This window comes from Pseudomonas sp. MIL9, from assembly GCF_016887925.1.
Lineage (GTDB): Bacteria > Pseudomonadota > Gammaproteobacteria > Pseudomonadales > Pseudomonadaceae > Aquipseudomonas > Aquipseudomonas mohnii.
On sequence record NZ_JAFEHE010000002.1, the window covers coordinates 124,039 to 149,410 of the forward strand.

Consider the following 25,372-nt stretch of genomic DNA (forward strand, 5'->3'; position numbering starts at 1 on the left):
TGGCTGGTTGAAAGAGAACCGGACCCTGGATTTGAGACCCGTCAGCCGGAAACCGGGTTAGAGTGTTCATCAAATGTCTGTTCATAAGGTCCCTCCACTCGATTCGCATCGTCGCGCCACGCGTTTCCAGCGAACGAACCGGGCAAAAAAACCGTATATCAATCGTTACTTGAAGAATGAATCGTCCGCTGTTTGTTTCACTCGATGGGCCCAAGGGAACCGGCAAAACCACGCTGTTGGAGGCCGTTACGAAAGTACTGAGGGCCGACAACAAAATGGTGATCCGGCTTTGTGAGAAAAAAAGCGATCCCTACAGGGGTGAAACAATGGCCCTCGTCAACCAGCTCGTCAGAAATCCCGGCCGGGATTTGGAGTGGGGGGTTTGTGAGCGCTTTGCCGATAGCCGTGCCTGGATTTCCCGCCATGTGCTGGTTAAACAGCCACCGGGCAGCATCATCTTGATTGATCGCTGGTACCCGTCTGAGGCGGCGTTTCGCCGGATAATCCCGTTTGCAGAAATTCTACAGTTAAACATCGAGCGAAACGTGCGAGTGCCAGACCTGCATGTCGGGGTTGTCACCGCCCCTGAAATTTCATGGGCCAGGGCAGCGGCACGACAGCGCGGGCTGAGCAGTACGGTCATCCATAAGCTGGAAGAACAGGTCGCTTGTACCCACGCGTTCGAACGAGCGATTGCGGATCACGGCTGGGTGCTATGCCGTAATGAAGGAACGATCGAGGACGCCACGATGCAGGTTGTTTCTGAGATCTATAGAGTCCTTGGAAGTCCGGTAGATGCGGTTGAGATAGCTGAGGTTTAGATCATTGTGCACTGCCGGCATCCTCACCTTCCAGCCACCAGCGGTCGACGGCCTTGAGCTCATTGGCCTGGCGTGTGCACTGGCGCCATTGCGACAACGGAAACTGGCGGGGTTCGAACTGGCCATGGACGAAGGGGTAGCGCACCCGCCGCCACACGTTCGGGCGGTCGGCCCAGGGCACCACGTTGAATCGGGCTTTCAGGCGGAGGGGATGCCTGCCACCCTAACCCAAGACTCTTGTGCAACGCTACGTAGTCCTTGAGCCATTGCGCCTGGCGCTCGATCAGATCTTGCTGGGCGCTGTAGTGGGTGCGTTCGGCGTCCAGCCAGCCGAGTGCGGTGCTGGTACCGGCGCGGTAGCGTTGTCGGGTCAGGGTCGCAGCGCGGCTGGCAGACGCTTCGACCTGAGCCTGGGCCACGACATTCTGCCGATCGGTGCCAAACCGCGAGAGGGCCACATTGGCGTCGCGCAGGGCGGCCAGCACTATGGCGGCGTAATGGGCCTGCGCTTCGTCTCGGCGCGCCTCGGCCTGATCGACGCGTGCCTCGTTGCGGCCGAAGTCAAGCACGTCCCATTGCAGATAGGGCACGCCCAGCCAGGCGAGATTGTCCTTGTGCAGCAGCGAGCCGCTGTCGGTGGCAACCATGCTCAGGCTGCCGAACAGACTGACCTTGGGAAATGCCCCCGCTCGCTGCTGGCCGATGTTGGCCGTGTAGCCCGCCAATTCACGTTCGGCGGCGCGAATGTCGGGGCGCTGACGCAGCAGCTGCGCCGGGTCACCGATGGCCAGGTTTGCCGGCATCTCAGGCAAGGGTTGCGGTGTGCTCAGCCGGGAGTCCAGGGTCGCCGGTGCCAGGCCGCACAGCAGCGCCAGTTGATCGAGGGATTCGAGCACCGCGCCATCCAGCGCGATGATCGCCGAGCGAGTGGTCTGCACCTGGGTCCGGACACGCTCCAGATCCAGTTGCGAGGCCGTGCCGCCGGCAAGCCGCTGCTCGGTCAGTACCAGGGTCTGTTCTTCCAGCGCCTGGGACTGGCGGGCGAGGGCGGCGCGCTGTTGCTGTTCGCGTAAGCCAAGGTAGTCATGCGCGACTTCGGCGCTTAGTTGTACCTGGGCATCGGCCAGGTCGTGCTGCGCCGCTTGTGCCTGGGCTTGCGCGGATTCGACGGCGCGGCGGTTGGCACCGAACAGGTCGAACTCCCAACTGGCATCGAAGGCACCCAGGGTGAGGTGGGTGTCGGCACCGTTTCCGGCGGAACCTGCCTGCAGGTACGCAGCGCTCGCGCCCGCCTTGGGCAGGCTCTGGCCTCGTTGCAGAGCGGCACCGGCACGGGCCTGGCGAAGCCTGGCGCGGGTGACCTGCAAGGTCGGACTGTCGTGCAGTGCCATGTCGACCAGTGCATCGAGCTGCGCATCGTTCAAGGTTCGCCACCAGGCGTTGGCCTGAGGCTTGAGGTTCGACAGATCGGCAGGGGCGCGGGCGAAGCCTTTTTCGAGCGCCTTCGGGGCGACGCTGTCGGGGCCATGATAATCGGGGCCAAGGGTGCAGCCTGCCACGAGCAGGCATCCAAGGGTGAGACAGGTGGCGGCGTTGATGGATTTCATGATGTCAGTGCCCTGCCGTCGGGGTGCCCGTGGTCGGCATTTTCAGTAGGAGCGCCAAGGGAATGCACAGCAACAGCAACACACTGAGCACATGGAAGGTTTCCGAGTAGGTCATCACCAGCGACTGCCGGGCGATCTGGTTGGTCAATTGCGCCAGGGCCTGCAGACCGGCGTGGGCTGCGTCGCCGTGCTGGGCGAAAAAGCCCTGGGCAGTATCGGCAACCCAGGACTGGCCCAGTTCGGAGTTGGCCGTTACCGCTTCGCGCAGGCGTTCATCGTGCAAGGCGTTGCGCTGCTCGATGAAGGTTCCCATCAAGGCGAGGCCCACCGAGCCGCCGAGGTTGCGAGCCATGTTGTACAGGCCCGCGGCATCGGCCACCAGTACGCGCTCAACCGAGCCCATGGAGGCCCGGTTGAGCGGCATCATCGCCATGATCTGGCCAAGGCCCAGCAGCAATTGCGAGCGGGTGAAGTCATGGCCGACGCTGGCGGCCGTCAGGCTGCTGGCGAATACGCAACTGATCGCCAGGCAGCCCAGGCCAGTGACCACCAGCAAGCGCGCATCGACCCGGCCCACCAGACGCGGCAGGATGGGGATCATCAGAAACGCCGGCAAACCGGACATCAGCATCACTGCTCCGGATTGCTGGGCGTTGTAGCCGGGCACCTGGGCCAGGAACTGCGGCAACAGATAAGCCACGCCGTACAGTCCGCCGCCGATGACAAAAACGATCACGATCACACTGGCAAAGGCCGGATTGAGCATCAGGCGCAGGCAAACAATCGGTTGTTTGGCCAATCGCTGTCCGATCAATAGCATGATCACGCCCACCACGGTCAACAGGCTCAATTCGATGATCAGCACCGACTCGAACCAGCGCTCGCGGTGACCTTCTTCCAGCACCACAGTCAGTGCACTGAGACTCAGGGTCAGACCGACGATGCCCAGCCAGTCAGCCTTGAGAAATGCCGGCCAATGCACGCGGGCCTTGGGCAAGCCAAGGTTGAGCAGCATCAGCAACACCGCGCACGGTCCCAGGTTGACGAAAAAGCACCAGCGCCAGTCCAGGTTTTCGGTCAGCCAGCCCCCCAGCACCGGGCCCAGCAACGGGCCGATCAGCACGATCAGGCCGAACAGCGTCATGCCGACAGGCATTTGTCGGGGCGGCAGACGCGTGGCCACCAGCACTTGCGCTGTGGGGATCATCGCCCCGCCCGTGAACCCTTGGCCCAAACGGCCGATGATCATCTGCGGCTGGCTTTGCGAAAGCCCGCACATAACCGAGAACAGGGTGAACAGCACGGCATTGCCGAGCAAAAAGTTGCGCAGCCCGAACACCCGGGTCAACCAGGCGGCGAGGGGGATCATGACGATCTCGGACATCAGGTAGGCCGTCGAAATCCAGGTGCCCTCGGTGCCTGTGGCGCCGATCTGTCCCTGGATCTGCGGCAACGCTGCGTTGGTAATGGAAATGTCCAGCGTCGCCATCAGGGCGCCGAGGGCACCGGCACCCACGGCAATCCAGTCACCGCTGCTGGCTTTGGCGGCGGGCGCCGCCGATGCGTCAGCCACGAGTATCGACTTCGACAGTCACCGACAACCCCGGCAGCAGCATGTCGCGCCACTGCGGGTCGGCTTGCAACTGGATGCGCACCGGTACGCGCTGGACGATTTTGGTGAAGTTGCCGGTGGCGTTCTGCGCTGGCAACAGGGCGAATTGCGAGCCCGTGCCCGGCGCCAGGCTGTCGACGTTGCCATGCAGTACCACGCCGGGCAGAGCGTCGATCTTCACCGACACTGGCTGCCCCGGGTGCATGGCGCCGATCTGGGTTTCCTTGAAGTTGGCGGTGATGTACAGCTGGTCAAGCGGCACCACGGTCATCAACCGCGTACCGGGTTGTACGTACTGACCCACGCGCACACTGCGGTCGGCGACACGCCCGGCCAGGCTGCTGCGCACGATGGTGTCTTGCAGGTCTAGCCGGGACTGGCGCTGTTTGGCATCGGCACCTTCGAACTGCGCGCGGGCCTGCGTGATTGCCGCTTGCAGCGTCGCCAGGCGCCGCTCGGCGACTTGAACCTGCGCGGCGCGGGCATTGCGGCTGCTCGTCGCCTGCTGCCAGGCATTGCGCAACTGTTCCATGCGCTCCTCGGTCTCGGCACCGGTGCGGGCCAGCGGTTCATAGCGTTTGATTTGCGCGGCGGCATAGGCCTGGTTGGCAATTTCGCCCTGCAATTGCGCCTGGGCTTGAACGATGTCGGCACGCTGCTGCGCCAGTTCGGCTTCGCCACGGGCAATGTCTGCCTTGCGCGCGGCCAAGCTGGCAGCGGACTGATCCTGGGCGGCCTGGAAAGTGCGGCTGTCGAGGCGTACCAGCGGCTGGCCGACGCTGACAGTCTGGTTGTCGGTGACGTAGACCTCTGCGACCGAACCGCCCACTCGCGGTACCGCGGTCATGCTGTCGGCTTGCAGGTAGGCGTCATTGGTGCTCTCGATGAAGCGTCCGGTGGTCCACCAGTACGCGCCCCACAGCACCAGGCCGAGCCCCCCGGCGATAGCGGCGAGCCATACCCACTGGCGTTTGCGGGTGCGCTGGGGCTGGGTGGCCAGCGCTGTTTCGTCAACGGCCAGTATCGCGGTCATGTGAGTCTCAATTTTTATCAGTTGTTAGAATTATTACGATCGGTAAAAATATGTCAACTGATATATTTTCGGGTACGCTGCCGTTCTGTCTTGCCCAGGAGTTGTCCATGTCCACCCCCCCCCGGCGCCGCCCCACCAGTGAAGGTGGTTATTCGTGTGGCGATGAAACCAGCGCCCGAATCATCGAGGCCGCCCTGAGACTGTTTGGTGAAAAGGGTTTCGAAGGCGCGTCAACACGCGACATCGCCGAGCGCGCGGGGGTTAACGCTCCGGCGCTCAATTACTATTTCAAGAACAAGGAAGGGGTGTACCTGGCGTGCACCGAGCACATGGTGGCCTGCATCTGGGCCCACCTGGGCGAAACGCTGGAGGATGCCCAGGCGGTGCTCGATGGCGAGCCTGATGCGCCAGCGTTGATGGAGGCGTTCTGGTCGATCCAGCTGCGCGCTGCCGAGTACATGCTGATGTCCACAGAGGCCCACCCGTGGCGCCTGCTGTATGCCCGCGAGCAGGCGGGGCTGGGACCGACTTCCGGAATGGAGCAGGTCAACGAGCGCATCGGCAAGCCGATCATGGCGGTCAATAGCGCGATCATCGCCCGACTGCTGGGGCGCGCGGTCGTCGACGACGAATGTGCGATCCGCGCCATCACCCTGCATGGTCAGGTGCTGCCGTTCCATCAAACCCGCAGCAGTACGATGGACGCGCTGGGCTGGAAAACCCTCGACCGCGAACGCTTTGACCGGCTGATGAAGATCGTTCGCGAGCAGACCTTCCATCAGCTCGAAGCGTTGCGCCGGGTCTGATCGCGTTTCAGGCCTTGCCTTTCCACGGCACCAGGCGTCGCTCCAGCCAACGCATGCCCAGGTCGAACAGCAGGGCCATGGTGCCGATTACCAGGATGCCCATGATCACAACGTCGGTGGCCATGAATTTGCAAGCGGTCAGCACCATGAAGCCCAGGCCCGCGGTCGCCGCGACCATCTCGGCGGCCACCAGGGTGGTCCAGCCGAAGCCGATGGCGATACGCATGCCGGTCAGTACCTCTGGCAGCGCCGCCGGCATGATCACGTGACGCAGCACCTGACCGCGACTGGCGCCCATGGAGTAGGCGGCGTGAATCTGCTCGATGGCCACCGACTTGACTCCGGCACGGGTGCTCAGGGCTAGCGGGGCGAACATCGCCACCAAGGCCTTCGTACGCCAGTTTTCGTTGAACCTGCGTTGTGACTTGCAAGGCACCGGGGTGCGGGTCACTAACCTGGAACCGGGCTTGTGCGAACGCGAATTTTCGCTGGTGCGGTTTGCCGGCGACACCCGGAAATACGAAGCGGTCTACGCCAACGCCCAGCCGCTTCAACCTTCAGATATCGCCGAGACGATCTTCTGGCTGATGAACCAGCCGGCGCATATCAACATCAACAGCCTGGAGGTGATGCCGGTGACCCAGGCCTGGAATAACTGTGCGATTGAGCGGGGTGGGGTGGCCTGAGTTTCGACACGGTTGCTTGCTCCGACGGGCATCCGCGATCACCGTAGGGGCGAGGTTTTCCCGCGATGGTCGCGAACGAAAACGCGGGCTGCCTGAATGCCCGTGGTGACCGGCCGTTCTTCGCCAGCACTCCAAACACCACTGGCGATTACGAAACAGTCAGCGCATGGCGGTACTCAGTCCTGGCCGCATGGCTTGCCGTGCGTACCAGCAACAGCACCGAGCCCAGCACCGGCAGGCTCACCAGCATCAGCGCGTAACGCAGTGACTCCTGGCCATAGGCCGGCAGCAGCAGGTCGCTGAACAGGCCGACGAGCAGTGGACCGACACCGACCCCGAGCAGGGTACTGATGATGGTTTGCAGGGCCATGGCGCTCCCGCGCCGACCCGGGGGCACGAGTTGGGTCACCAGGTTGTACGACGGCGCGACCCACCACACGGCAAAGAACGCATACAGGGCGCACCAGAGCATTGCCGTGGGGATGGGCACATCGCCGATGCGGATCAGCACCGAGTCGGACCAGAGCAGATAGGGTATCAGCGCACCGAGCGCCGTCAGGTGGCCCAACACCGGAATGGACAACTGCCAGTGCGGGTGACGGCGGCTCAGGCGATCACTCAGCCAACCGCTGAAGAGCCCACCGATCCCGGCTGAGATACCGCAAATGACCCCGGCCAGTAGCCCGGCGTGTTGCAGCGACAAACCGTGGGAGCGCACCAGGAAACTGGTATTCCACATGCCGACGGCGTAGGAGCTGAGTGTGGTCAGGCCGCCGGCGAGGATCAGGCAGCGATAAGCCGGAAAAGCCCAGAGCTCACGAGCTTCGGCCCTCATGCCCAGCAACGGGGAGGGCGCTTGCGCGTGGGGCGTGAGGTCCCAGCGGCCTCGTTGTGGATCGCGGACGACAAAGGCGAGCAGGGCGCTGAACAGCAAGGCGGGCGCGCCAAGGGCAATGAACCCGGTGCGCCAGCCGTAGTGCTCCACCACCCAGGCGCCGATGCTCAAGCCGATGATCGAAGAAAAGGTGGGGGCGCTGGTGAAGCAACTGATCGCCAGGGAGCGCCGTTGCGGGGGATACAAATCGGCGATCACCGACAGCGAGGCCGAGGTGGTCGGCGATTCGCTGACGGCCACCAGCATGCGCGCAATGGCCAGCGCCAGGAAACTCCCCGCCAACCCACAGGCCATGGTTGCCCCTGCCCAGAGCAGGCAGGCCATGGCCAGCAGGCGGGTGCGTGGCATCCGATCGACCAGCCGTCCCGCGGGCAATCCCATGAGGGCATACACCGCCGCGAACGCCAGGCCGGAAATCAGTCCCATGGCCGTATCGCCGACGCCGAATTCCGATTTGATCGGTTCGATCATCACCGCGAGTATCTGTCGCCCGACGAAGTTGTCGGCGAACACCACGGCCAGCAGCAACAGCAAACCGTGGCTGCGCCAACCGGCCCTGGCCGGCGGCAGCGTGCTCCTCGGGTTCGCGCTCATCGCGGTGCCCAAAGATCCGGCAAGCCAGGGTCGCTCACCACAATCAGGCGCTTGAGCAAGACCTTCAAGGCTTGTGCATCGGCGGCGCCGAGCTTGGCCGCAAGGTCTTCCTCGACAGCCTTGGCCAGTGCCAGTTGATGCAGCGAAACTTCCCGGCCCTGCGCGGTCAGGACAAAACGCAAGGCATCGGCTGTCCCCTCGATCGCCACCAGGCGCTGGTGTTCGAGGAAGCGCATGCTGGCCAGGCTGACTTCGCGGCCGGTGTACGTCACGAAGGTATTGATTTCTTCGAGGGACAGGTTGTCGCGGATGCACAGAATGGACAGGATGAAAAAGGCCATTTCGTCCAGCTGCTGATGACTCAGCATCTGCCGCAGGGCATTGAGCACCTGATAATGGCCGCGTCCCAACAGATAGCCGAGCAAGTCCTCGGTGTAGCTGCATTCCGGAGGCGGCGGCGTGGTGGCCAGACGCAGCTCACTGCGGGGCTTGCGGGTCGCCAGGGCATATTGGCCGCTCTGGAACGCCAGTGGCGCGCGGTCGCTGTGATCGAACGCAAGCACTTCGCCGACAAAAATCACATGGTCGCCGCCTTCGTACTGGAACGCGGTACGGCACTGGAAACGCGCCGTGCAGTCCTGCAGCAACGGCGCCTCGCTGACGCCATTGTCCAGCTGGATTTCCGAGAACTTGTCTTCGCCTTGGGTGGCGAAGCGTCCCGACAGGGTTTCCTGTTCAGTGGACAGTACGTGGACGTTCCAGTGCTTGCCGCTGGTGAACACCGGCAGGCTGCGGGCCTGCTTGGACAGGCTCCAGAGCACAAGCGGCGGGTTGAGCGAAACCGAATTGAAGCTGTTGGCCGTGATCCCCACGGGGGAGCCGTCTTCGGACTGGGTAGTGATGATCGTGACCCCGGTGGTAAAGGTGCCGAGTGCGGCACGAAAAGCCTGGGGATCGAAACTGACGTTTGGCGTTGCCATGACTGGCCTCATGGAGTGGGATTTTCGTAGGGCCAGTATTGGTTCCGACACGCTATTAAACATCGTCTCAACGGACTAACAGATTCAGGCGTTCCTCGTCCGATCGGACGAGGCGGCGCGGGGGCAGGCGGGGCTAGGGTGGTGGCAAGCGCATCGGGCGCTTCCCGGCCATGGGGCCAGTACCTGCAAGGGGGCACGAATGAGTTCCGTCACATCATCCGTCGAGGGGCTTGCCAGCCTGTTATCCCGTCAAAAAAACGCATTCGCCGGCGCCGGTGCTGTGAGCGCTGATACCCGCCGCCGCCGACTTCAGCAAGTAATCGACCTGCTGGTGCGCCACCATGGGGCCCTGACCGAGGCGATCGACCTGGATTTCGGCGGCCGGCCTGCCGGTTTCACGCTGATGAATGATGTGGTGGGTGCCCTGGCTTCGCTCAAATATGCGCGGGACCATCTGCAAGACTGGATGCAGGATGAACCGCGTGCGCCGTTCGCGCCTTACGATCAGCTCGGCGCCAAGGCCTGGGTGATGCATCAACCCAAGGGCACGGTCGGCATTCTCGGGACCTGGAATGCGCCGTTGTATACCTTGTTCAGTCCCCTGGCCTCGGTCCTGGCGGCGGGCAACCGGGCCATCCTCAGGCCGTCGGACGTGGTACCGCGCACCGCCGAGCTCGTGGCGCAGCTGTTCGCCGAACACATCGACCCGCTGGAGATCGCTGTGGTCACCGGTGACGTCGAACTGGCCGAAGCCTTCAGCGCCCAGCCGTTCGATCACCTGGTGTACACCGGCAGTACCGCGACCGGGCGGCTGGTCATGCGCAACGCTGCGCTGAACCTGGTGCCGGTGACGCTGGAGCTGGGCGGCAAGTCGCCGGTCATCGTGACCGCCAGCGCCGACCTGAAAAAAGCCGCTTTCAGCATCGCCGTGGGCAAGGCCTGCAATGGCGGGCAGATCTGTGTCAATCCGGATCTGGTGTATGTACCCAGGGCGCAGCTCGAATCGTTCCTCGACGCACTGCGCGCCACCTATCGCGAACTCAACCCTTCGGTGGCCGGCAACCCGGATGTGGTGGCGGTGGTCAACCAGCGGCATCTGGATCGGGTCGAAGGCTATGTGCTGGATGCCCAGGCCCGGGGCGCCCGCATCGAGAGCGTGCCTGAACCCGTGGCGGCGAACGCCGATGATCGGCGCCGTCCGTTGCGCGTGGTGGTCGACCCGGCGCCGGACAGCGTGATCATGCACGAAGAAATTTTCGGCCCGGCCATGGTGGTACTCACCTATGACAAGCTTGACTGCGTCCTCGACGACATTAATGCGCGTCCGCGTCCGCTGGCCCTGTATTACTTCGGCGAAGACCCGAAAGAGCAGCAATACGTACTGGATCGCACCGTGTCCGGCGGGGTCACCGTCAACGACGTGATGATGCATGCGGCGATGCACGACGCGCCGTTCGGCGGCGTCGGCGCTTCGGGCTTGGGCCATTACCATGGCCACGAAGGATTCCTCGAATTCAGCCACCAGCGCACCGTGTTCAAGGCGCCGGCCCATGACCCGCGTCGCGAATGGGGACTCTTGCCGCCGTACAGCGAGCACTTCCTGACGGCCATGCTGGCCAGCGTCACTGCCGACTGACCCCGTGCGGGGCGCTACCGGCGCCCCGCACGCTGCACGAGACAAGCCATTGTTCATGTTCAAGACAATCACTATCGCTCAGCGTCTGTGGCTTTGGGCGTTGTTGGCCACATTGTTGTTCGTGCTGGCGGTCGGTTTCGGCGCCCACGGCCTGCAACAGGCGCGCGACAGCCTGCGAGCGATCAACGAAGACAACCTGGCGACGCTGCTGATGTTTGGCGAGGTCCGGCAGCGCCTCGATGAAAGCCGGCGCCAGGTCCTGCTCGCCATCCAGCAAGACCCCGAGGGCCCGTTGGTGGCGGCGTTCGATCGTCCCGTCGAAGCCACCTTGAGTGCAATCGAGACCAGCAACCGGGCGCTTGATCTACGCTGGGCGCAGTACCGCCAACGCACGCTGAGCAGTGAGGAACAACAGGCGGCCGACGCCTTTGCCGCGCACTACCAGGCCTGGAAGGACGAGTTGCAAATCCTTCTGGAAACGTTTCGAGCCGGCGACTTCCGATTGCCGGGCATTCTTTCATTCCTGCGCATGGCCGAGCCTGAGGGCGATGCCGCCGTGCTTGAGCTGGGCAAGTTGCAAGCGATCCAGCAGGCTGCGGCCGAGCACGCGTATGAAGCGGCGCAGCAACGCTATCGCTCGACCTTGTTGGCGTATCTGGCATTGGCCCTGTTCGGCGTGTTCGCGGGCAGCCTGACCGCGTTTTCCACCCTGACCCGGCTCAAGCGTGCCTTTGCCCAGGCGGGCGCCAGTGTCCGCGCCATTGCCGCTGGCGACTTGTCCCGGACCATCGAGGTCAAGGGGCATGACGAGTTTTCGCGGATGCTGGGTGACATTGCGGCGATGCGTGACAACCTGCACAGGCTGATCTCGCAAATGCGCGTGCTGGTCAAACGTGTCAGTTCTGAAGCCAGGCACATGGCCGAGTCCGCGGAACTGGCCTCGTTGGCCACCCGGCAGCAGGCTGATGCGGTGCGCGGCATCTCCAGCGCGGTCGAACATCTGTCGGGGTCGATCGGTGAAGTGGAGAATCATGTGGGCATGTCGCGCAGCATCACCCAGCACTCGGCGGCGCGTTCGGGCAAAAGCGAAGATTTTATCCGCGACATGGCCCGGGAGATGAACCGTATCAGCGATGTGATCAGCGATACCGCAGTGCATATTCGTGAACTGGAAGGCTATTCCGGTGAAATCAGCCATGTGCTCAATGTGATTCGCAGCATTGCCGAACAAACCAATCTGCTGGCCCTGAACGCCGCTATCGAAGCGGCGCGGGCGGGCGAGCAGGGGCGTGGGTTTGCCGTGGTCGCCGACGAAGTCAGGATGTTGGCGCAGCGTACCGCCCGCTCGATTGGCGAAATCGATCTGACGGTGCAACGCATCCAGGAAGGTACGCTGGCGGTGGTCGACGGTATGGGCCGGGTGGTGGACCGGGTGAATGACGGGGTCAGCCTGGCGCATCAGGCCGGCGACTCGGTGGCGCAGATTCGCAGTGGCACCGATGACGTGATCCGCAGTGTCGACACCATTGCCACGGTGATCACTGAACAGGTGCGGGTGACCCGGGAAATGGTCGCGCGGGTCGACAGTGTCTCGGCAGGCACCGGCGCGCTGTCGGCCGGCGCCGGGCGAAGTGCGATTGCCGCGTCGGACCTGGAACAATTGGCGCAAGAGCTGGATCAGCTGTCGTCACGCTTCAATGTGGCTTGAATGCCTGGCGGGACAGGGTTGTTCGCCGAAAGAAAAAAGCCGTTTAATCACCCTTAAAACAATAATTGACAGGGCGCGAGACCATTATGCAGAACGACGAGTACCGATTCATGACTGCCGAGCCATCCACTGCTTCCGACGCTGCGCAGAGCGGCTGGCCCCGTCGCAGCGTGCTCAAGGCCGGCGCACTGGCCGTGGGTGTCGGCCTCCTCGGGCGATTCGCCGATGCCCGTTCCGAGGGACTGTCCAACAGTGACTACCAGGGGCTGGACGCCTGGGCGATGGGCCAGGCGATCCGTAGCGGCGAACTGCAACCGGCGGACTTGCTGGCGGCCGCGCTGGCGCGCTGCCAGGCGGTCAATGGCCGGGTCAAGGCGGTGAACATGCTGCACGAGGACTACGCCAGGGCGTTGTTGGCCCAGCGTCGCGCCGCCGGTACTGAAAAACAGGGCGCGCTGGCCGGTGTTCCGGTACTGATCAAAGACCTCAATACCTATCTGCAAGGCACCTCGACCAGCAACGGTTGCCGTTTGTTCAAGGACGCGCCGCCCGCTCCCCGGACCAGTACCCTGATCACCCGCTACGAACAGGCCGGTGCCGTGCCCTTCGGCAAGACGACTTGTCCCGAGTTCGGCCTGACCACCACCACCGAATCCAAGCTGTGGGGGCAGACGTGCAACCCATGGAACCTGGCCATGAGCGCCGGCGGATCTTCCGGTGGCGCAGCGGCCGCAGTGGCGGCCGGCATCGTGCCTGTCGCCCATGCCACCGACGGCGGCGGCTCGATCCGCATTCCGGCGTCTTATTGCGGTCTGGTGGGACTCAAGCCCAGCCGCTATCGCACCCCCAGCGGTCCGGGGCATTTCGAAGGCTGGTTCGGTGCCAGTGTCGCCAACGTCGTCTCGCGCTCGGTGCGTGACACCGCGCTGTTTCTCGACGCGGGCCAGGGCCATGAGCCCGGTAGCGCCTATTGGAACCCACCGCTGTTGCGGCCTTATGTCGAAGAATTGCAGCGCGAACCGGGCAAGTTGCGGGTCGCCGTGGTTCGCCAGTCGCTGACCGGTGCAGCCCTGGAACCGGCGATTGCGACCACGCTGGAGCAGACCATCAAGCAGTTGCTGGGGCTGGGGCATGAAGTCGAGGAACTGACGCTGAACATCGACCCTGGCCAGTTGTTCGGCGCTCATGGCGCGGTGATCGGCACAGCCTTGCGTACGGCCATTCACGACCGTGAACTGGTGCTGGGGCGGGCTGCCACCGAGCAGGACCTGGAGCAAATCACCCAGATCAACCTTGGACGAGCCAAGATGACCACCGGCGAAGCCCTGTATCGCGCCCGGCAGTCCTTCGAAAGCATCGGCGCGACCATGGAGCAACCCTTCGAGCGCTTCGATGTGATCCTCTCACCGGTGACCGCCAACCTGACCCCGCAACTGGGCCTGTTGACGCTGGATCAGCCCTGGGACAGCTATGCCCATCACGCCATGGGTAGCGCCGGTTTCACCGTGTTGGCCAACGTCAGTGGACAACCGGCCATTTCCCTGCCCCTGGGACAGAGCGACAGCGGCATGCCCGTGGGCATGATGTTCACCGCCCGCCTGGGGGGTGAAGATGGACTGTTGCGTCTGGCCCACCAGTTGGAACAAGACCGCCCCTGGGCGGCAAGGCGCGCAGTCCTCTGAGACACCGCACACCCATTGTGGCGAGGGAGCTTGCTCCCGTTTGAGTGCGTAGCGCTCTCAAAAAAGGGGCCGCTGCGCAGCCCGACGGGAGCAAGCTCCCTCGCCACAACAAAGCGCTGTACCCCCAGGCAATCCCTATCAGCACCCGCAAGCGTCCTCTCCACACTGACATCTTCCTAGTCCGCTTTGACGATGAGCACGGCCCGTGCAGCCCCGATCATGGGTTGCACTCCGCCCGCGTTCGCGCAGCGTCGACGGCGGTTATTTCTGACCTCAGCTAATGGCACAACAATAATGACGGCTCAAGTTCAGTCTCAGACCCACTACGACGTGATTGTCGTTGGTTCGGGAGCAGGTGCAATGACGTCGGCGGTGTTCCTCGCCGACCAGGGTTTCAGCGTGCTGATCGTGGAGAAAAGCGATAAGTACGGTGGCACCTCGGCGATTTCCGGCGGCGGCATCTGGATCCCCAACAACCACTATTTTGCACGCCTGAACGGCAACGACGATTACGACACGGCGTTGCGCTATCTGAAGGCCGCGGCGGGCGATCAGGTTGAGGAAATCCGCCTGCGCACTTATCTGGACAACGCACCGAAGATGATCGAAGCGCTGGCCCGTACCAGCCGGGTGCGCTACGCGGTGGCCTCCAAGTACCCCGATTATTACCCGCACCTGCCGGGCGCCTTGCCGGGCGGCAGGACTCTGGATCCGGAATTCTTCGATACCAGCCTGTTGGGTGACGAACTGGCCAACCTGCGCAAACCATCGCCCTCGACGTTGCTCATGGGGTGCATCGCCTGGACCGCCCGCGATGCACACAAGGTCATGGCGCGCAGCTTTGGCTGGCGCCTGCTCATCATGGGCCTGATGCTGCGATACAAACTGGACTTCAAATGGCGTCGTAAAAGCAAGATTGATCGCCGTGCCTCGCTGGGCAGTTCGCTGGTGGCGTCGCTGCGACGCTCGCTGATGGACCGCAATGTGCCGCTGTGGCTCAACACCGATTTTTCCGGGTTGCTCACCGAAGGCGGGCGGGTCAACGGCGTCACCGTACGGCGTAACGGGGCCGAGATGCAATTGCACGCGCGCCATGGCGTGATTCTGGCGTCCGGTGGTTTTGAACAGAACCAGGCACTGCGTGAAAAATACCTGCCGCAACCGACCCGCATGGCCTGGAGTGCAACCCCTCCGGGGAATAACACCGGCGCGGCACTGGAGGCCGGGCTGGCGCAGGGTGCGGCCACTGCCTTGATGGATTGGGCCTGGTGGGCCCCGACCATCGCCGTACCGGGCGAGGAAAAACCCCGGGGGATCTTTGCCGAGCGCGCGTTTCCTGGCGCCATCGTGGTCAACAGCCTGGGGCAGCGCTTCGTCAACGAGGCCGCTCCCTACCTCGAATTCGTCGATGCCATGTACCGCGACAACGGACTCACCGCTGGCAAGTCGGTGCCGGCCTGGGTGATTTTCGACGGGCATTTCCGTTTCAACTATGCGATGGGACCGTTGATGCCGGCGCAGATCATGCCCGACAGCCGCTTGCGCAAGGAATGGCTGAACACCCTGTACTGGAAGGACGAGTCCCTCGCCGGGCTGGCCAGGCAGATCGGTGTCGATACCGTCGGTCTCGAAACCACCGTGGTCAAGGTCAACGAGTACGCTCGCACGGGCAAGGACTCTGACTTCGGGCGCGGCGACAATGTCTTCGACCGTTACTATGGCGACAGCACCATCAAGCCTAATCCGTGCCTGGCACCGTTGCGCAAGGGACCGTACTACGCCATGCGCCTGGATGCGGGAGACATCGGCACCAAGGGTGGTTTGCTGACCAACGAACACGCACAGGTGGTCCGCGAGGACGGTGCGCCTATCGACGGTCTGTACGCGATCGGCAACTGTTCGGCATCGGTGATGGGGACCAGCTACCCGGGCGCCGGCGGAACCCTGGGACCGGCGATGACCTTCGCTTATGTGGCCGCCAACCACTTGGCCAGCCGGCGATAGGAGGGGGTATGGCGACGTTCGATGACAGCTTTTGCACCCCCATCCAGACACCCCTGCAAGTCGCCGACAGCGGTGCATTGGTGTGGGACGACCATTGTGATGTGTTGATTGTTGGCTGGGGCGCAGCCGGGGCCTGCGCGGCGCTCGAGGCACGTGCCCAGGGCGCGGATGTGTTGATTGCCGACCGCTTTACCGGTGGCGGTGCCAGCGCCAAGAGCGGCGGGGTAGTCTACGCCGGTGGCGGCACTCGGCATCAGCAGGCCGCGGGCTATAACGACACCCCCGAAGCGATGTTTGATTACCTCAAGCATGAAACCCGGAATGTGGTCAGCGACGACACCCTGCGGCGCTTCTGTGCCGACAGCGTCAGCAACCTCCAATGGCTGGAAAGTCACGGAGCGCCTTATGGTCACCGGATGCCCCCGGGTGGCAAGACCTCATACCCGCCGGATGGTTATTTTCTCTACTACTCCGGCAACGAGCTGGTCCCGCAACACGGCGGGCCATTGCCGCCGGCACCCCGGGGACATCGTACCGTCGGCAAGGGGCAGTGCGGAGCCGTGCTGTATGGCCACCTCAAGGCCGCGTGTTTGCGTGCTGGCGCCCGGCCGCTGCTGCAAGCGGCGGCGAAACGCCTGGTGGTCGATGCTCAAGGATGCGTGCTCGGTGCCGAACTCTGGTGCATGCCGCCCGACAGTGCGCAAGCGCAGTTGCATGCGCGCCTTGCCGCTCGTGCCGAGCGCTTGCAGAATTTCGCCCCGGGTTACTGCAGGAAACTGCGGGAGCGGATCGGCCAGCTCGAACGGAATTTCGCCCGGCCAAGGCTGGTCCGCGCCAGGAGCGGCGTCATCCTCAGTACCGGCGGGTTCATTTTCAATCGCGAGCTGATCAAGCGCCATGCGCCGAAATTCCAGCGAAATTTCAAAGTGGGTGCCACAGGTTGCGATGGCAGCGGCCTGCGGCTGGGGACCAGCGTCGGCGGTCAGGGCTCGGGGCTGGAGCGGGTCTCGGCCTGGCGGTTCATCAACCCGCCGTACAGTTGGCACAAAGGCCTGGTGGTCAATCGCGAAGGCCGGCGTTTCTGCAACGAAGAAGTCTACGGTGCGACCCTGGGCCAACCCTTGATGGAAGAGCAGGGCGGCAAGGCGTGGTTGGTGCTGGATGCGCCCTTGCGCAAGAAGGCCATCCGTGAGGCCTTGTTTGGAGGCTATTGGTGGTTTCAAAGCTTTCCGGCCCTGGCCCTGATGCTGTTCAAGGTACGCAAGGGCAAGCACCTGAGCGAGTTGGCCGCCATTACCGGCATGAACGCGACGGTGCTGCGCGAATCGGTGCTGGCCGCCAACGCTGCAGCCCGTGGCGAGGCGCCCGATCCGTTCGGCAAGTCGCCGGGTGGGCGTCAGGTGCTCAATCATGGGCCGTTTTATGCCGTCGACATCTCCGTGACTAACCCGGTCTTTCCATTGGGTGCTCTCACGCTCGGCGGGTTGCGGGTGGACGAGGACAACGGCGCGGTACTCGACGGCAACGGGCTGGCGATACCGGGTCTGTACGCCGCCGGGCGCACCGCGCTGGGCATTCCTTCGCACCTCTATATCAGCGGTTTATCCCTGGCTGACTGCGTGTTTTCCGGACGCCGTGCCGGAGCGGCCGCCGCCCGGTTCGTGGACCAACAGCAGCAGGCCTTTGCACGAGAGACGACATGATGACGAACAACCACAACAACACGAATGGCCGTGTACACGGCAAGGTTGCACTGGTCACCGGAGGTGCAAAGGGCATCGGGCGGGCCAGCGCTCGCCTGTTGGCGGCGCAAGGTGCCCACGTGCTGATCAGCGACCTGGATGTCGCGGCGGGTGAGGCCTTGGCCGCCGAGATCGGTCTGGCGGCGACCTTTATCCGGCATGACGCCAGCAGTGAGAGCGATTGGCGCGACGTCATGGCTCATCTGCGCGAGCGACATGGCCGGCTGGATATTCTGCTGAACAACGCCGGCATCCTCCTGCACGCCAATATCGAGGACGCGACGCTGCAGGACTGGCACAAGGTCATGCGGGTGAACGCCGACAGCGTATTCATCGGGTGTCGCGAAGGGATCGCGCTGATGAAGCAAACCGGCGGTTCGATCATCAACCTGTCATCGGTCGCGGCCCTTGCCGGGCGCGACGATTACGTAGCGTACAGCGCCTCCAAGGGGGCGGTGGCGGCGTTGTCGCGTTCGGTGGCGGCGTTCTGCCGGCGCCGAAAATACCGGATTCGCTGCAATACGTTACACCCGGACGGCGTCCTCACCGACATGACCCGTGGCAGCTTCCCCCAAGGCCTCGATCCGACGCGCATGACCATCGACAGCGACCCTATGAACCGCATGTGCCTGCCCGAGGACGTGGCCGCCAGCGTGCTGTTCCTCGCTAGCGACGAATCGCGGGCGATCAATGGCGTCGAGCTGCGCATCGACAGCGGGCAGATGATCATGAGTATCTAGCCACCCGTCACGCGGTTTGTCTGCAGGCATGCAGACAGCCCGCGTGACCCTTGACGAGCATCGGGAGCAGGCTCGCGCCTACAGGTGGATGCGCTGGTTTTGGTGCCTGTACCTGCGCTCTGTGGGAGCGAGAAAGGATTCAATCCCCCGTGAATCGGGCCGGGCGTTTTTCGATGAAGGCTTGCATGCCTTCTTTCTGATCGAGCGAGGCGAACAACAATGCATTGGCCTTGCGTTCCAGCGCCAGGCCCGCTTCCAGCGGCGCGTCCATGCCCGCCAGAATCACCTCCTTGATCTGTTCGGCCGCCAGGGCCGGCATTGCTGCGATGACCCGCGCCAGTTCCAGGGCGTGGCTTTGCACCTGGTCATCGTCGACCAGATCGCTGACCAGTCCCGCAACCCAGGCCTCATCGGCGCTGATCGGCTGGCCGGTGAGCGCCATGCGCATCGCCTTGACCTTGCCCACCGCGCGCACCAGCCGCTGGGTGCCACCAATGCCGGGCATGATGCCAATGCGTATCTCCGGTTGGCAGAAGCGCGCGCTGCGTCCGGCAACAATCAGGTCAGCGTGCATCGCCAGTTCGCACCCCCCGCCATAGGCATAACCGCAAACCGCGGCGATCACCGGCTTCGGACAGTGCTGGATGGGGCCCCAGACCCGCTCGGTGTGACGCTTGTAGATATCGATGGCACCGACCCCGGCCATGCTGTTGATGTCTCCTCCTGCGGCGAACACCTTGTCACCGCCCGTCAGTACAATGCATCGCACCTGGGGATCGACCGCCAGTTCACTGAAATAACGCGACAGCAGTGCCTGCAATTCCAGGCTCAAGGCGTTTGTCGCTTGCGGCCGGTTGAGCCGCAACAGTGCCACGCCCGGCAGAGGGCGTTCGAGCAGAACCGGTGCAACGGATGAATCGGACATGGGCATCCTCAAGGACCAGGCAACGTATGAATGACCGCCAGTGTCCTGTTCGCACGGTTAAATTTTCATCGTCCGTTCAGACGTAGTTCGGCCCCGGATTCGTCCCTAGAGTGACCCTTGTCAGTAAACAAGGAGCACATGATGGAGCTGCATTCGAGTCTTGATTACAGCGGCAAGGTGGTGCTGGTCACCGGTGGCACCAAAGGCATCGGCGCCGGTATCGCGCTGGGGTTTCTGGCGGCGAACGCACGGGTGATCGTCTGTGCTCGACGCGAGCCGGAACAGCTGCCGACGCTGGGCGGCAAGAGCGCAACCTTCATTGCCGCCGATGTGCGCGACCATGATTCCCTGCAACGGCTGTTTGCCACCGTCGAGCGTGATTTCGGACGCCTCGATGTGGTGATCAACAACGCCGGCGGCAGCCCTGCAGCCGACGCGGCCACGGCCTCGCCCAGGTTTCATGAAAGCATCATCGGGCTGAATCTGATCGCCCCACTGAACGTCGCCCAGCACGCCAACCGGCTGATGCAGGCGCAAGTCCAGGGCGGTTGCATCGTCTTTATCGGCAGCATCAGTGCCTTGCGCCCCTCGCCAGGCACTGCGGCCTATGGCGCGGCCAAGGCCGGGGTCCTGGCACTGGTGAATTCCCTGGCGGTGGAGTGGGGGCCCAAAGTGCGGGTGGTCACGGTCAGCCCGGGTCTGGTGCTGACTGAACAGGCGCATCTGCACTATGGCTCCGAGGCCGGTATCGCTGCTGTTGCAGCCGGTATACCGGCGGCGCGCATGGCGGTTGCCGAAGACATTGCCAACGCCTGCCTGTACATCGCATCACCCCTGGCCAGTTACGCCAGTGGTTGCAATCTGTTGCTGCATGGCGGAGGTGAACGCCCCGCCTTTCTCGGGGCCGCCGCGCAGGTTCTGCCCACCTGATCGACCCGTGGCGGCGGCCGGGTCCGGCTGCCGCCTTCAATTTGAAGGAGACGACTTTGGCTGATCCACAATTGCTATCCGATGCGCGCGCCCTGGTGGGGCGCCAATACGGCCGCGTGTATGCCTGGGATGAAGTCAACGCACCGATGGTCCGCCAATGGTGCGAGATCATGGGCGTGGACAACCCCGTCTATACCGACCCGGCGTTTGCCCTGGGCACCCGGCATGAAGGGCTGATCGCCCCGCCGGCCATGTTGCAGGTGTGGACCATGGAAGGTTTGCACGCCAACAATTATCCGCCTGGCTCGACCGACGAGAACCCCTACGAGGTGCTCAAGATCATGGAGGCCCACGGCTTCATGTCGACCGTGGCGGTCAACTCCGAACTGACCTTCAGCCGGCCGGTGCGCATGGGCGAGAAGCTGTACTACACCACTCGCCTGGACTCGGTCAGCGATGAAAAAACCACGGCCCTGGGCACCGGTTTTTTCGTCACCCTGGTGATGAGTCATTTCGCTGAAAAAGCGGGCGGCGATGAGCCGGTGGGCGAACTGTTGTTCCGCGTCTTCAAGTTCCGTCCTGCCAATGCCCAGGCGCCCGCCAAACCGGATGCGGCGCCAGCCAGGCCCAAGCGCCCGCTGCCGGGCATGAGCGATGACACGCGCTTTTTCTGGGAAGGCTGCGAGAAGGGCCAGTTGTTGATCCAGCGCTGCACCGCGTGCCAGACGCTGCGTCATCCACCGGCACCGGTGTGCATCGAGTGCCACAGTTTCGACTGGGACACGCTGCAAGCCAGCGGTCGCGCCACTTTGTATTCGTTCGTGGTCATGCACTACCCCGAAGTCCCGCCGTTCGATTACCCCAATCCCATCGGCTTGATCGAGCTGGAGGAGGGCGTGCGCCTGATCGCCGGCCTGGTCGGTATCGAACGCGAAAACCTACAGATCGGCCAGCGCTTGCAGGTCGAATTCCAGACCTTCGACGACCAGCAGACCCTGCCTTTGTTCCGGCCGGTAGACGCCTAGGAGCCAGTCACCATGGATTTCGAATTGAGTGAAGACCAGCGCGCCATCGCGCAGATGGCCGACAGCCTGTTTGTCGACCATTGCCATGACGACTACATGCGCCAGTGGGACACCAGTGGCGAGCCGATGATGGCGCCATTGTGGAAACTGTGCATCGAGACCGGGCTGCAAGCGCTGGCCATTCCCGAAGAGCACGGCGGCAGCGGCCTGGGCATGACCGAACTGATGCTGGTGTTGCAGGCCCAGGGCAAGGCCCTTGCCCAGGTACCGTTGTGGCGCCACCAGCTGGCGGCCGCGACCCTGGCCCGTTTCGCCGCTTTGGGCAGTGCCGGATGGATCGCGAAGGCCGCGTCGGGCGAGGCACTGTTGAGCCTGTCGATTGACGGTTTGAGCAGTGCCTTGGGGATCGAGCTGCAAGCGACTGCGTGTGCCGACGGCTGGTCGATCAACGGCCGGGTCGCGGCGCTGTCCCTGGGCGACCAGGCCGACGCTGCGCTGGTCGTGGTTCAGGCCGAGGGCGAACCGCGCTTGCTCTTGCTGGACCTGTCCGCGCCACAGATTCAAAAGCTTTCAGCGGTGCTGACACACGGCGAAGCCGTGGCAGACCTGCATATCCAGGGCTTGACCGTGGACGCCGGGGCGCTGCTGCCGGCCGAGGCCGTCGACTGGCTGGAGTTGCGCAGCGTGGCGGCGCTGGCCGCCTTGCAATTGGGCGTGAGCGAAGAGCAGGTCCGCCGCACCGTGGCCTACATCAGCGAGCGCCGACAGTTCGAGCGCGTCATCGGCAGCTTCCAGGCGGTACAGATGAGCATGGCCGACACCCACATTGCCGTCGAAGCCTTGCGCTCGGTGTTGTGGCAACTGGCCTACCGCATCGATGCCGGCTTGCCGGCACCTTCCGAAGCCTTGGCCACTGCCTGGATGGCCTGTGAAGCAGGGCACCGGATCGGCCACGTTACGCAGCACGTACATGGCGGGATTGGCGTCGACCTGACGTACCCGATCCACCGTTTTCTCTATTGGAGCCGTGGCCTGTGCCTTGCCCTCGGTGGTTCGGCGGCAAGCCTGGAGCGCCTGGGCGACTGGCTCAACGATAACGACAAGCTGGGATGGAAATATGACCTCGAAGAACACCAAGCGCTTTGAAGACGTGCGCCCCGGCGAAGCACTGCCGGAACTGGCGGTGCCGATTACGGTGACCCTGATCAATGGCGGCGCGATTGCCACCCGCGATTACTTCCCCGGCCACCATGACGCGGACGCCGCCCGAACCCTGGGATCACCCCATGTGTTCATGAACATCCTGACCACCAACGGGTTGGTGCAGCGGTTCATCGAGCAGTGGACTGGCCCGCAGGCAGTCTTCACCTCGCTGAAAATCAAGCTTGGCGCCCCGAACTATCCCGGTGATTGCATGACCTTCAGCGGCAGCGTCACGCGCCTCGACGCCGATACCCGCACGGTGGAAATCACCCTCGGCGGCAAAAATTCCATGGGCAACCACGTGACCGGTACGGTCGCAGTGGTCCTGCCCTGATAGCCGGAGAGACACAGATGACTGATTCATCGATTTCCGGGCGCGCCGCGATCGTTGGCCTTGGCGCAACCGAATTTTCCAAGAACTCCGGGCGCACCGAATTGCGCCTGGCCATGGAAGCCACCTTGAGCGCGCTCAAGGATGCCGGCATCGACCCGAGCGAGGTCGAGGGGTTCAGTTCCTATTCCGTCGACAAGGTCCCGGAGTATGAAATTGCCCGTTTGCTCGGTTGCAAGGACGTGAAGTTTTTCTCTCAGGTGCCCCATGGCGGCGGTGCGGCTTGCGGACCGGTGATGCACGCGGCCATGGCGGTAGCGACCGGGATGGCGAAAGTTGTGGTGGTGTATCGCGCCATGAACGAGCGTTCCTGGTATCGCTTCGGCACCGGCAGCTACGGCTTCGCCGCTACGCCGACCTTCGATAACGTCAATTACGGCTGGTACATGCCCCACGGTTTCCACACGCCGGCGGCCTGGGTTGGCATGTTCGCCCAGCGCTACATGCACACCTATGGCGCGACCTCCGAGGACTTCGGACGGGTCGCGGTGGCGGCGCGGGATTTTGCCGCGACCAACCCCCAGGCGTTTTTCCATGGCAAGCCGATCACCCTGGAAGAACACCAGGCTTCGCGCTGGATCTGCGAGCCCTTGCACTTGCTCGATTGCTGCCAGGAATCCGATGGCGCGGTGGCGATGGTCATCACCTCGGCCGAGCGCGCCCGTGACTTGAGGCAGAAACCGGTGACCATCAAGGCCGGTTCCCAGGGCATCAGTCATGGTCAGCAAAGCATGACCTCGTTCTACCGCGACGACATCACCGGCCTGCCGGAGATGGGCGTGGTCGCCCGCGAACTGTATCGCCAGTCGGGACTCGGTCCGGATGCGTTCCAGACTGCCGTGATCTACGACCACTTCACCCCGTTCGTGTTGCCGCAGCTGGAAGAGTTCGGTTTCGTGAAACGCGGCGAAGCCAAGGAGTTCATTCGCGCCGGGCACCATGCCCGTGGCGGCAAGCTGCCGATCAATACCCACGGCGGGCAACTCGGCGAAGCCTACATTCACGGCATGAACGGCATTGCCGAAGCGGTGCGCCAGGTGCGCGGCACGGCGGTCAACCAGGTGGCGGATGTGCAAAACGTGCTGGTCACTGCCGGTACCGGCGTACCCACCAGTGGCCTGATTCTCGGCTCAGCCTAAGGAGCAGCTATGTTCGTCGACCTCACTCCCGAACAACATGCCCTGCGCCACAAGGTGCGGGACTATTTCCAGGCCCTGATGACCCCGGACATGCGCGATCAGTTGCGCGGCAAGGAAGGCGGCGAGCTGTTTCGCCAGACCATCCGCCAGATGGGGCGCGACGGCTGGCTCGCGGTCGGCTGGCCCAAGGCCCATGGCGGCCAGGGCTACGCGGCCACCGAGCAGTTGATTTTCTTCGAAGAAGCCAACATCGCCGGGGCACCGCTGCCGTTCGTGACCATCAGCACCGTCGGCCCGGCCTTGATGACCCATGGCAGCGAGCTGCAGAAGGAACGCTTCCTGCCGGGCATCGCCGGGGGCGAAATCATGTTCGCCATCGGTTATTCCGAGCCCGACGCCGGCAGCGATCTGGCCGTGCTGAAAACCACGGCGCGCCAGGACGATGAAGGCTTCCTGGTCAACGGCAACAAGCTATGGACCTCGGGTGCCGAATCAGCCGATTTCGTCTGGCTGGCGGCCCGCACCGATCCGACCCAGATGCGGCACAAAGGCATTTCGCTGTTGATCGTCGACACCTTGACCCCGGGCTTCTCCCACACCCTGATTCCGACCACCAGTATTCCGACCACGGCCACCTACTACGACAACGTGCGGGTGCCCAACGAGATGCTGGTGGGCGAGTTGCACGGTGGCTGGAAGCTGATTACCTCGCAGCTAAACCATGAGCGCCTTGGCCTGGGCACCTGGTCAGACAAGGTCGTGGCGCTGTTTCGTCGGGTCTACCTGTGGGCGCGAGCGCGCGACGAGCAGGGCCGTCGTGCCATGGACAAGGCCTGGGTGCGCAGCTCTCTGGCCGAGTGCTATGCGCGCCTTGAGGCGATGCGCCTGATCAACATGCGCATTGCCGCCGACCTGGAGCGCGACCGTATGGACGTGGCCCTGAGCTCGACCACCAAGGTGTTCGGCTCGGAGTCGGCGATCGAGATCCTGCGCAAGCTGGCGTCGATCCTCGGTGCCAATGGCTCGATGCGCAGCGGCTCGGCAGCGACCCTGCTGCAGGGCGAGCTGGAGTACGAATTGCGCAGTTCGGTGACCCTGACGTTCGGCGGTGGCACCAATGAAATCCAGCGCGAACTGATCGCCCAGTTTGGTCTCGCAATGCCACGCACCCAGCGCTGACGCTCGTCCATCAACAACAAAAAAACCGTACTCG

At 63.6% G+C, this 25,372-nt stretch carries 21 protein-coding genes and 1 pseudogene; 15 read left to right on the plus strand and 7 right to left on the minus strand.

Annotated elements, in window-relative coordinates; all coding sequences use genetic code 11:
- The first annotated feature begins 176 nt into the window (after positions 1–176).
- Positions 177–821 (plus strand): dTMP kinase, encoded by a 645-nt coding sequence (locus JQF37_RS02600; protein WP_130204306.1) that lies wholly within the window; start codon positions 177–179, stop codon positions 819–821.
- A gap of 59 nt (positions 822–880) precedes the next feature.
- Here JQF37_RS02600 and JQF37_RS02605 read toward each other — a convergent pair whose 3' ends face one another.
- From JQF37_RS02605 to JQF37_RS02615, 3 genes are read right to left on the minus strand one after another with little or no spacing between them, the layout of a single operon-like run.
- Positions 881–2,428, minus strand: a complete 1,548-nt coding sequence (locus JQF37_RS02605; RefSeq protein ID WP_130204307.1) for an efflux transporter outer membrane subunit — start codon at positions 2,426–2,428, stop codon at positions 881–883.
- Between the two features lie 4 nt (positions 2,429–2,432).
- Positions 2,433–4,001, minus strand: a complete 1,569-nt coding sequence (locus tag JQF37_RS02610; protein WP_130204308.1) for an MDR family MFS transporter — start codon at positions 3,999–4,001, stop codon at positions 2,433–2,435.
- Positions 3,994–5,073 carry an HlyD family secretion protein gene (locus JQF37_RS02615; protein WP_130204309.1) on the minus strand — a complete coding sequence of 360 codons (1,080 nt, stop codon included), beginning with the start codon at positions 5,071–5,073 and terminating at the stop codon, positions 3,994–3,996. The genes JQF37_RS02610 and JQF37_RS02615 overlap by 8 nt, the downstream gene beginning before the upstream one ends.
- A 107-nt stretch (positions 5,074–5,180) precedes the next feature.
- Between JQF37_RS02615 and JQF37_RS02620 the strand changes: the two genes are divergently transcribed.
- Positions 5,181–5,879, plus strand: coding sequence for a CerR family C-terminal domain-containing protein (locus JQF37_RS02620; protein WP_130204310.1), 699 nt, complete (start codon positions 5,181–5,183; stop codon positions 5,877–5,879).
- Positions 5,880–5,886: 7 nt separating this feature from the next.
- On the opposite strand, the gene JQF37_RS02625 is transcribed toward JQF37_RS02620, so the two are convergent.
- Positions 5,887–6,210, minus strand: coding sequence for an ABC transporter permease subunit (locus JQF37_RS02625; protein WP_239142500.1), 324 nt, complete (start codon positions 6,208–6,210; stop codon positions 5,887–5,889).
- Positions 6,211–6,244: 34 nt separating this feature from the next.
- Between JQF37_RS02625 and JQF37_RS02630 the strand changes: the two are divergent.
- A pseudogene (locus JQF37_RS02630) lies at positions 6,245–6,565 on the plus strand (NAD(P)-dependent oxidoreductase); the annotation flags it as partial.
- 148 nt (positions 6,566–6,713) lie between these two features.
- On the opposite strand, the gene JQF37_RS02635 reads toward JQF37_RS02630, so the two are convergent.
- Both JQF37_RS02635 and JQF37_RS02640 read right to left on the minus strand, forming a co-directional pair.
- On the minus strand, positions 6,714–8,054 hold the full coding sequence (locus JQF37_RS02635; protein ID WP_130204311.1) for an MFS transporter: 1,341 nt from the start codon (positions 8,052–8,054) through the stop codon (positions 6,714–6,716).
- Complete coding sequence (locus JQF37_RS02640; RefSeq protein WP_130204312.1) at positions 8,051–9,034, minus strand: flavin reductase family protein; 984 nt, start codon at positions 9,032–9,034, stop codon at positions 8,051–8,053. The genes JQF37_RS02635 and JQF37_RS02640 overlap by 4 nt, the downstream gene beginning before the upstream one ends.
- A gap of 199 nt (positions 9,035–9,233) precedes the next feature.
- On the opposite strand from JQF37_RS02640, the gene JQF37_RS02645 reads away from it, so the two are divergent.
- The 6 genes from JQF37_RS02645 to JQF37_RS02670 all read left to right on the plus strand — a co-directional run bounded on the left by JQF37_RS02645 (position 9,234) and on the right by JQF37_RS02670 (position 18,546).
- Positions 9,234–10,670 (plus strand): coniferyl aldehyde dehydrogenase, encoded by a 1,437-nt coding sequence (locus JQF37_RS02645; protein ID WP_130204313.1) that lies wholly within the window; start codon positions 9,234–9,236, stop codon positions 10,668–10,670.
- Positions 10,671–10,725: 55 nt separating this feature from the next.
- Positions 10,726–12,378 (plus strand): methyl-accepting chemotaxis protein, encoded by a 1,653-nt coding sequence (locus tag JQF37_RS02650; RefSeq protein WP_130204314.1) that lies wholly within the window; start codon positions 10,726–10,728, stop codon positions 12,376–12,378.
- Between the two features lie 110 nt (positions 12,379–12,488).
- On the plus strand, positions 12,489–14,060 hold the full coding sequence (locus JQF37_RS02655; protein ID WP_130204315.1) for an amidase family protein: 1,572 nt from the start codon (positions 12,489–12,491) through the stop codon (positions 14,058–14,060).
- Positions 14,061–14,354: 294 nt separating this feature from the next.
- The gene (locus JQF37_RS02660; RefSeq protein ID WP_130204316.1) at positions 14,355–16,064 is read left to right on the plus strand and encodes an FAD-binding protein; all 1,710 of its coding nucleotides are present in this window, start codon (positions 14,355–14,357) and stop codon (positions 16,062–16,064) included.
- Between the two features lie 8 nt (positions 16,065–16,072).
- Positions 16,073–17,767 (plus strand): FAD-binding protein, encoded by a 1,695-nt coding sequence (locus JQF37_RS02665; protein WP_130204317.1) that lies wholly within the window; start codon positions 16,073–16,075, stop codon positions 17,765–17,767.
- Positions 17,764–18,546, plus strand: coding sequence for an SDR family oxidoreductase (locus JQF37_RS02670; RefSeq protein ID WP_130204318.1), 783 nt, complete (start codon positions 17,764–17,766; stop codon positions 18,544–18,546). The genes JQF37_RS02665 and JQF37_RS02670 overlap by 4 nt, the downstream gene beginning before the upstream one ends.
- A gap of 139 nt (positions 18,547–18,685) precedes the next feature.
- Here the strand turns inward: JQF37_RS02670 and JQF37_RS02675 are convergent, their stop codons facing one another.
- On the minus strand, positions 18,686–19,471 hold the full coding sequence (locus JQF37_RS02675; RefSeq protein ID WP_130204319.1) for an enoyl-CoA hydratase: 786 nt from the start codon (positions 19,469–19,471) through the stop codon (positions 18,686–18,688).
- Between the two features lie 141 nt (positions 19,472–19,612).
- Here JQF37_RS02675 and JQF37_RS02680 point away from each other — a divergent pair, with 141 nt between their 5' ends.
- Genes JQF37_RS02680 through JQF37_RS02705 form a run of 6 tightly spaced genes read left to right on the plus strand, consistent with a single transcriptional unit; the run spans position 19,613 to position 25,338 of the window.
- Positions 19,613–20,401 carry an SDR family oxidoreductase gene (locus JQF37_RS02680; RefSeq protein ID WP_130204320.1) on the plus strand — a complete coding sequence of 263 codons (789 nt, stop codon included), beginning with the start codon at positions 19,613–19,615 and terminating at the stop codon, positions 20,399–20,401.
- Between the two features lie 56 nt (positions 20,402–20,457).
- Positions 20,458–21,426, plus strand: a complete 969-nt coding sequence (locus JQF37_RS02685; RefSeq protein ID WP_130204321.1) for an OB-fold domain-containing protein — start codon at positions 20,458–20,460, stop codon at positions 21,424–21,426.
- A gap of 12 nt (positions 21,427–21,438) precedes the next feature.
- Positions 21,439–22,572 (plus strand): acyl-CoA dehydrogenase family protein, encoded by a 1,134-nt coding sequence (locus JQF37_RS02690; protein WP_130204322.1) that lies wholly within the window; start codon positions 21,439–21,441, stop codon positions 22,570–22,572.
- Complete coding sequence (locus JQF37_RS02695) at positions 22,544–22,963, plus strand: MaoC family dehydratase (RefSeq protein ID WP_047529032.1); 420 nt, start codon at positions 22,544–22,546, stop codon at positions 22,961–22,963. Before JQF37_RS02690 ends, JQF37_RS02695 begins: the two co-directional genes overlap by 29 nt.
- 17 nt (positions 22,964–22,980) lie before the next feature.
- Positions 22,981–24,159 carry a lipid-transfer protein gene (locus tag JQF37_RS02700; protein WP_130204323.1) on the plus strand — a complete coding sequence of 393 codons (1,179 nt, stop codon included), beginning with the start codon at positions 22,981–22,983 and terminating at the stop codon, positions 24,157–24,159.
- Positions 24,160–24,168: 9 nt separating this feature from the next.
- Positions 24,169–25,338 carry an acyl-CoA dehydrogenase family protein gene (locus JQF37_RS02705; RefSeq protein ID WP_130204324.1) on the plus strand — a complete coding sequence of 390 codons (1,170 nt, stop codon included), beginning with the start codon at positions 24,169–24,171 and terminating at the stop codon, positions 25,336–25,338.
- Positions 25,339–25,372: the final 34 nt, after the last annotated feature.